General features: G+C 55.5%; 8 protein-coding genes. 5 read left to right on the forward strand and 3 right to left on the reverse strand.

Translation table 11 applies throughout. The features are described from left to right. Nucleotides 1–635: FFLEELY motif protein (locus ACLP2E_RS17495; protein WP_442466667.1), on the forward strand; the 635-nt coding region annotated here is incomplete at its 5' end. 288 nt (nt 636–923) lie between these two features. Here the strand turns inward: ACLP2E_RS17495 and ACLP2E_RS17500 are convergent. Then, nucleotides 924–1226 (reverse strand): EthD family reductase, encoded by a 303-nt coding sequence (locus ACLP2E_RS17500; RefSeq protein WP_442466668.1) that lies wholly within the window; start codon nt 1224–1226, stop codon nt 924–926. 622 nt (nt 1227–1848) lie between these two features. On the opposite strand from ACLP2E_RS17500, the gene ACLP2E_RS17505 reads away from it, so the two are divergent. From ACLP2E_RS17505 to ACLP2E_RS17515, 3 genes are all read left to right on the forward strand, one after another. After that, on the forward strand, nt 1849–2199 hold the full coding sequence (locus ACLP2E_RS17505) for a hypothetical protein (RefSeq protein ID WP_442466669.1): 351 nt from the start codon (nt 1849–1851) through the stop codon (nt 2197–2199). A gap of 491 nt (nt 2200–2690) precedes the next feature. After that, nucleotides 2691–2912 (forward strand): hypothetical protein, encoded by a 222-nt coding sequence (locus tag ACLP2E_RS17510; RefSeq protein ID WP_442466670.1) that lies wholly within the window; start codon nt 2691–2693, stop codon nt 2910–2912. A gap of 350 nt (nt 2913–3262) precedes the next feature. After that, on the forward strand, nt 3263–4567 hold the full coding sequence (locus ACLP2E_RS17515) for a hypothetical protein (protein ID WP_442466671.1): 1305 nt from the start codon (nt 3263–3265) through the stop codon (nt 4565–4567). A gap of 1395 nt (nt 4568–5962) precedes the next feature. Here ACLP2E_RS17515 and ACLP2E_RS17520 read toward each other — a convergent pair. Next, entirely contained in the window at nt 5963–6331 is a 369-nt protein-coding gene (locus tag ACLP2E_RS17520; protein ID WP_442466672.1) for a TusE/DsrC/DsvC family sulfur relay protein, read from the reverse strand. A 544-nt stretch (nt 6332–6875) separates the two neighbouring features. After that, nucleotides 6876–7064, reverse strand: a complete 189-nt coding sequence (locus tag ACLP2E_RS17525; protein WP_442466673.1) for a hypothetical protein — start codon at nt 7062–7064, stop codon at nt 6876–6878. A 720-nt stretch (nt 7065–7784) separates the two neighbouring features. On the opposite strand from ACLP2E_RS17525, the gene ACLP2E_RS17530 reads away from it, so the two are divergent. Further along, nucleotides 7785–8059 (forward strand): aminoacyl-tRNA deacylase (locus tag ACLP2E_RS17530; RefSeq protein WP_442466674.1); only part of this gene is annotated, 275 nt, incomplete at its 3' end.

Consider the following 8059-nt stretch of genomic DNA (forward strand, 5'->3'; position numbering starts at 1 on the left):
ATATGTGCGTGCTGCAGAAGCTGTTCTCGATCCATACTGCCGTCTGCAACATCTTCAAGATCCGACGCGATCGCATGTCGGGTCAAACTCACCGTGCGCTTCGCGCTGCGGCCATGGCAGGCCGCACGGCTCGCCAGGACTTATGCCGATCTTCTGGCGAACTTAACGCAAATGTCAGGCGGATCGTGCCGGCGATGAAACGGATGATGCCTGCGGCCAGCCTCGAGATCGTGGCGGACGCCATCGAGTTGGAAGCCTTGTCTGAAGAGCTTGATGTCGCCATGGCGAAGGCAATCGGCGCAAAAGCCAACAAGCTGTCCGCGGGGACCTACGGAGCCGCATATCGCAAGGTCGACCGGCGCGCCGATCGCGAGCGGCAGATTGACCTCATCGGGAATCTCGGTGAATCGCTCGACCGCCTCGTCCATCGACCTTTCATGGGGACCACGCTGTCGGTGACGCGAGTGCCCGCAAGATTGCTCGGCCTTGGCGAGATTCATGATTTTCTCGAGCGAGGGTACAAGGCTTTCACAAGAATGGGTAATGCTCGCGAGTTCCTCGACTTGGTTGTCGGCCGGGAACGCAAGCTGGTGGACGCTCTGTTTGCCGGCGACGACAGCCTGCTACGGAAATGACGACTTCCACGCCTCGCGCGGCAATTGTCCCTTAAGGCCGGACCGTTTTCGAAGAGATCCAGTTGGCCGGCGATGTCACTGAGCTTGACGGCACAGCGCGCCCTGGCGCCGATTTCAGGCTGGATAGGGGAGGAACGGCTATGCGCTGAATGGACGCACGCCCCGGATATACGGACGTGCATTTTCTCTTGTTGCCGTCTGCCGTGAGCTGGAATGACGGCTGCCGGCCGGGCAAGCCCGGCCACGATAGCGGCTCAAGCGCATCGGACCTGTTCGCGGGTCATGCCCTCATTCGACGGCCGAGATGAGGATGGTCACGCCGCCGGTCGCAAAATTCGCCAGATCGCCTTCCACAGCCCGTCCTTCGGGCGACCCCATGGCGGCGGCCATCGCCGCCTCGCTTTCGAACCAGAACTCGGCCATCCGATAGTAAGGCGGCTTCTCGCCGCTGGGCGTGGCGAAGACCTTGGATGTTTCGGCTCGAACGAAGCCGGACAACTTCGCCACCACGGGCATGTGCTTCGCCGCATAATAGCTCTCGAATGCGGCCGGGTCAGTGGGGTGGCCATACAGCGCGGTGAGCTTGATCATTGTAACCTCCCAATTTGGCGCTCGGCGCACGACCCGACCGAGATCCGACCGATGGAGGGGAGCCCAACAAGTCATAGTGTCGCCTTTGGCGGGCCGCGGCAATTCGACTGCCGAACACATCGAGTTCCGGTTTACTGACGACTTCCCTTGGCCGTTGGTCGCGCACACAATGTGAGAAATCGGAAGTCCGCGTTCGGCTCAAAGCGGCCCTCAGATCAGTAAAATTAAGCACTACCCAACATGTCAGATTTTTGAACAGCTAATAGCATGATGTTGCCTAATTAATTGTCTATACAAAAGCTTTAGTTCTAAACAAATGTCTACAATAAGTATCAACACACGACTTCAATAATTCGTGAAATCAATCTTGCTATGCGTTTTCCTCGTTTTTTTGTAGAATATGAGGATTTAATGTATATTGACATCAGGTCTTCATCATTGGCAGAGCTTGGTTTCGTGCTCCTTGCAAGCGGGATTGTTTATGCGGCGTGCATAAAAAAGCAATTAGATTGCTTGGAATATGTTCCAATTTAGCTCAATCGTCCAAACGGCCTGTTGGAAATAAACAGGCGTCCGTTTTCTAGTGCCTAGGTCGCGTTGTTCAAACTCGGAGGATCATCCAATGAAACAAAGATTTGGCATCGTAAAAGCCGCCACCTCGTCGGCAGCCGCGCTTGTGGTCGTCAGTTTCACCGCGACGCAGCCAGCGCAAGCGCAACACATGAGGACCGTCGATGGACAGTCGTACTGGCAAGGCGATCCTGGGCCGATCAATCCGGGAACTTTCTGGGAGGGCGGCCAATATAAATACGATCCGCATCACTATTCCAGTAACCGCAGCGCGGGTGCGATGCTTATTACCGATGTGGTCTATGCGAGCCATTCAGGAAGCGCGCGCTGCGTCTGGCGCCAGCGCGTCGTCAACTCCGATTGGGAATTCCGCCACCCCTATGTGCAGGTGTGTCGTCCATAAAGGCGCCGGTGGCCCCGCCAGCATTGGGACGATCAACAGGACGAAGGCCGGCTGCGAGCCGGCCTTTCCGTCTCCCACGAGCAAAGGGCTCGGATGGAAAACGACGGGCCGATTGAATCCGAAGGCGTTGGCAAAAATGGGCGGCCGTTCGGAGCCGTCCCCAACCGCATGTCGAGCTGAGCAAATCCGCGCCTGCAGAAGTCTCTGCGATATCGACCTTTTCCGTCATCGCGGTCGAAGGTCCGCTTTCCGCCGAGGCCGTGTGAAAACTCCGCGCGCTTGAGAGCGAGAGGAAGAATATCCTCTTTGCCGACCAGCGTAAGCGCGAGAACGGGGTATGAAGCCAGTTTTCGGCCGACGAATAGAATATCATTCTACCCATCAATCTGGTGGTCGAGTTTTCGCACAGGCTGCGCCGTGAGCTGCCGTCGCTTGACTCCGGGCCGCCAAAATGTTCCACGTATGTTCTCGCGTCGAGACGGAGCAGAACCATGTCGGATTTGGCCGAGCAGCATCCTATTGCCGACGCCACGGACGAGGAGATCGACGAAATCATCGCCAAGTTCGGCGGCGATCCGCTCCGGGCTATTCGGGCGCTTTTGCACGACCTGACGCAACTCGCCTTGGATTCTGAGGTCGTTGTTTCGCGTGGCTACGCGCGGGGCTGGCTGTTGCCTTTCTGGGCGCGTGGAATCGCGGAGGGGAAGCCGTGAACAGGCGCGCGACCCGCTCCGATGCCTTAAGCGGCGGCGATTTCGCTGTCTCAATAGTGCTTCATGGCCATCGCCGAGCAACGTTCTTTCGCATAAGGGATTGTGACATCCGCCCAGGATGGCTTTTCCGCTGTTCGCTGCAAAAAGCTGGCGGTGTGAATCGTGGGAACCAAAGGCACGCGCCCGGGTCGTATGTCGGTGGCGAGGGTGGCAGAGTCTCATGCGCGCTCGTAAATGGTCCCATCTCGGTTCATTACGGCAAATGCGAAGAACGAAAAAAACAGGCTTCCCTGCTGAAGGCGAGCCGCCGATCACCGTGAAATTAACGGGCGAAAGGGAAAGATATGCGAATGAAGATTTTGGCTATATGGATTTTGCTCATCCCTTCGCTGATTGCTATCGATAGCCGCCCGAGTTGGGCACTTGAGCCGATCACCGACGCACTGCTCGACAAAGCCGACTCAGACGCAAAGGACGTCATTGCCCGCGCCGAGGCTGCCGGCAATGCTGTCGCAAAGGCGGTCGGCGAGCAAGTGCTGCAAGCTATCAAGGCGTTACGCGAAGCCGTTCACAGCTCAATCGGCGATGCTAAGGAGGCATATCTCCAAAGCGAACGCGAGACCTACGACAACATCAGCAAATTGCTCGATCAGGCCGAAAATATCGAGAAGGTTTCGATGACGGATGTTACGTCGCTCCTTGCAACCGTGTCGAACGAAGTCGGGAATCTTCCATTTATCAACATGCCGCCGTCCGTAATGATCTATCATCCACATGTATTGGTACCGGATGGCGCTTCAGAGATTCCTGTGCATATCATCGGCCCCAAGTTAGCAGCAAGCGATCCCGCCGTGACGTTGAACAATGCATCCGTACAGATCCAGAAAAGCAAGGATGTCGAGGTGATCGCGCTGCTTGACCGAAATACGATGACTTTCTCTGAGCGGGAGCCACACTATGTTACGGTACAGATCAAATACGACCAAACCAAGAGGATTTGGTGGAAACCGTGGACGTTGTTCACGTATGATATAATCCAGCGCGATATGACCTTGTTGTTGTTGCCAAAAATTATGGGTAGCTACTCAATTCAGACTAAACTCAATTCCGCGGATTATAAATACAAGGACATTCAACGATCAGCAGGCGGACACGGGAAAGATCACGTCGTGGACTTGGGAATTCGGTTGGACCCTCCTGATGTCAAGGACGGCTGGAAGATCGATGTCGATAAGCTGGTCAAAAACGGCCTAAAATATTGGGCGACTTCCGCGGACGCAGGAGCATCCTGCTCGGGATTGCTGTCAGCAACTTTGACTCCGGACGGATTTTCGTTTCGACTGACGCACGGCCACAAGACTGCGCGGGGTGGCCACAAATCCGATGTGGACGTTCAGTGCGCAATGACCGTGCCGCTCGTGAAAGCGACCCCCATCGTTATCGACGGTCCAACCCTGACAGCCGATATCGGTTGGTTGAAGGACGTTAGGCAACCGTTGCCCGCCGGCCTTGCTTCCTACGTCATCGCACTCAAGCTCTTCGACAGTAAGGAATATCTCTTGGATTCCGACACGAAGGTACCCTATGGCCTGATCGAGATCACCCGAAGCAAAGATTTCGTCCAGTTTCGACCCAAGCCCCCGGCAGATTTCTGACTAGCCCGCAGCGGCCCGCGCTAATGTCCGGGCCCGAACGTACCCCAAGACTTGGGACGTGGGGCAACCCTGCCGTGTCGTCTCGGTGCGTTCTCCGTCCTGAACCAGACCTTCGGCCTATGACTGCAATCCGCCGAAGGCTGCCATTCTGACGCATCGGGTTCCTGCCCTCTGACAAACAGTGGGATAGTCGAATTTCAAAAACGCTCGCAATTTTCGGAGGCCGACCTAGAAAATATCGACCCGCGTCCCTAGGCCGGTTGTTTCCCCGACTTCGCGCCTTGAACAGCAGCGCCGCTAGCGATGGGGCAGCCTAACCCCTGCCGCGCGACACCTCACGCGAATAGCGCGGGCGGAGAGCCTACATCATAGGAAGGGAGCCGCTCGGACGCGGCGAGCGGGAGATTGTGCGGAAACCGCTGGCTTCGCCTTTCAGGGGCCCCCGGGGGTCCCCGATGAAATGACGCCCCAGAAAAGCAAAAGCCCCGAACGCTGATTAATCCAGCAAATTCAGGGCTTATTTTAGAAATGGTGGGCGCGACAGGGTTCACCCGAGCCGCAATATCACTTGGATCAATGTTCGCGCGCACAGCAACTGCAAACGTTAGAGCTGCCATTGGCACCCTAACCGGACAATCCGCCTTGTCGTTTAAAACGACATCGCGTCACCGAAAAAAGAGCCAAAATTTTGCAGAGTGTCCCGGCCCGGCGCCCTGCAAAAACCTTGCAAAAACAACCAAAACTTCTCCTGCGGCACCTTGGCGCTTGCATTGGGCAACGGCGAAGCTACGCTGTCAATCGAACGCAATCCGTCCTTGAAGCTGCAGTTCGACGTGGAATCGATCTTAGCGGCCGCTACGTTGTCTCACGCAATATTTCCTGCGACGCAGGCGTTTTTTAATCGCAGCATTAGTGACACTTAAGATTCCAGCTGAACTGCGTTGCACAATGATTTCAAGAACATATACAGAATAAAGGCCTGTTGAAATCTATTGATAACTATAACTGTCATATTCTCTGTGACAAAAATGCAAACTTTTTATGAATATTTCGGCAACGCAACCGGAGATTTTAATTTGCACCGCAAATTCGCTTTTGCATTGAATCGTATGGTGATCCTTCCGATGACGCCCTGGTGCGAGGCGTCGGCAGTTTGACACAAGCGCCTTCTATTAAGATCTCAATTCCAGGGCGCGCTCGGATGTACAGCCGCCTTGGAGCGCGCCCCGCACGGAGAAAACCGGACGCGGGGTTTTTCGTTATCACAGACGAAAGCGTTTTCGATCGATCGCAGTGGGCCGGCTTGAAAACGCTCCGGCGCGCGGCGCTCATTAAAAAGCCCCCGGTTTTGCCGGGGGCTAATCGTTTGCCAGTTCAAGGTCTTGCGTCAGCAGTTCAGGCCACGCTGCCGAAACTGTTGTCGGTCGCCAAAAACGGCGCCTTCAACCCGGCCAGCCTGCAGCCTTGCGCGATCGGCCCGCCGGGGAGGATCTCGTATAGATATTTGAGGCCGCCGAGGAAGTGGAATTTCTCGTCCAGTGCATCGTGCAGTTCGCGCATGTTGATCACGGGCTCGTCATGGCGCGCATAGTAGTTTTGCAGCGCCCGTATCAATTCGCAATGTGCGTCGGTAAGCTTCAGCCCTTCCTCTTTGGCGGTTTCTTCCGCCGCCTGCGGCGCCCACGCGCTCGGCGCATCGGGAAAGTCCGGGTCCCGATTAACCTCTCGCGTCAGCGCGTTGATGTCCAGCGTTTCGGCGACCATGATTCCCTCCACGATTGCTTTTTTTACTGTGCTTGGGAAATAAACGTCGAAGACTGAGCCTCGCCTTGCGGGATGTCAAGGTCGAACCGAATGCAAGGCGAGGAGTTCCATTCCTTGACCTGGGTGTTTGATCCCGGATTTTTATGGTGCAATCTTGTCTCGGGAACGGAGGGATACGCTATCGGGGCAAGCCAGCCAATTAGTGGAAACGATCACCCGTTTTCTCATCAAAGCCAGGGAAGTAGCGAACGGGAGCGCGCCGCAAGCGAAAGCCCTAAGGCGTGACTTCCGACGCAGTCGCCGCATGACGCCTGATCGCGCTGACCGGCCGAGCGCTGGTTTTTCCAGCAACTCGAAGGCTTTGGGAATGGTGGGCGCGACGAGGACCTCAAGCGACGGCGCTGGCGATTGTGGCTTCGACGTCGTTTAAAACGACATCGCATCACCCAACTCGCCACCGAAAGTTTTGCAGAGCGTCCGTGCACACGACTCTGCAAAAACTTTGCAATAACAGCCGAAATTCCCGCTGACAGGAACGTTGCGGTCACCTTAGCAGCGCGATGTCGTTCCGGAGCCGCTGAGCACGGGCATGCAATTTGAGCGCGTTGGCGCCTTCAACACTTTTCAGCTCGCTTTCGATCTTCTTCAGTTCGCCCATCAACTTCTGTATATAGTCCTGCCAGATGATGGGAACGTTTTTCATGGTGGCGATGTCGGTTCTCAGTTCAACCACGTGGTTTTCTCCCGTAATCCCGCGACTTAGGCGACGGCGACCCGCTCATAAATAATGCTGAAATAATGCTGAATGTGACGACGTTTTTTTAGGGGCACAGACAAGTTGCAGGCAAGATCGTAATTGCCCTTAAGTATTTCGACGAATCTCGGAAACACGACAACTCGCCCGCACGCAAGCGGCTTCTGTGATCGCCGATCGATCACGGATTGTCGGATTATGCCGATACGAAATTGCGGCCCTTGCGTCTCGCGCATCGACGACACGTACGTAGCGACCCGACATGCGGAAAAAATAATTCCAGATTTTGGAATGTCGGCCGCAATTGCGTTTTAATTGCCATCTAAAACGCAAACATGAATAAATTCACGATCTTCGTCGAAATCGATGCCAGCAACGGTCACGGGGTCGTTGTGCATGATGACGCGAGCAAAACCGTAACTCGGCTCGACGCCTTATCAGAAAAGCATGCTCAAGGGGTAGCTTTGTGCCTCCTCGAATTGTTGCCGAAGCTCCACCGCCAAGCGACGGTTGTCTTCGCGTAGGAGACGGGATTCAAGCGCGTTGCGGGTATCCAATGGGTATTACGATTGCGCGGAGCCCAGCAAAGCGATAAAATTTAGAAAGATTTAATATAAAGGCGCACGCCGTGATGCGGCCGCCGAAAATCGTTCGACGACCCTCCCAGAATGTACGCGCCGGCTGCCGAGGGAGGTTGTGATGCCTGTCGCCGCGAAGTTGCAGAAATATCTCGCCCGCAAACAGATTCGCTTCGATATCATGGAGCATCGACCTACGAACGATACGCTATCCACGGCCGAAGCCTCTCATGTATCTCCTGACTGTCTGGTGAAAGCGGTCGTCGTGCGGTCGCATGAAGGTTACCTTCTGGCCGTTCTGCCGGCGTCGCAACGGATCAGTTTATCACGTCTGCAGCTGGCGCTCGGTCAGCCATATGCGTTGGCTACCGAACGAGAACTCGACCAGTTGTTCGA

This window comes from Rhodoblastus sp. (assembly GCF_052145335.1).
In the GTDB taxonomy this organism is placed as follows: domain Bacteria; phylum Pseudomonadota; class Alphaproteobacteria; order Rhizobiales; family Beijerinckiaceae; genus Rhodoblastus.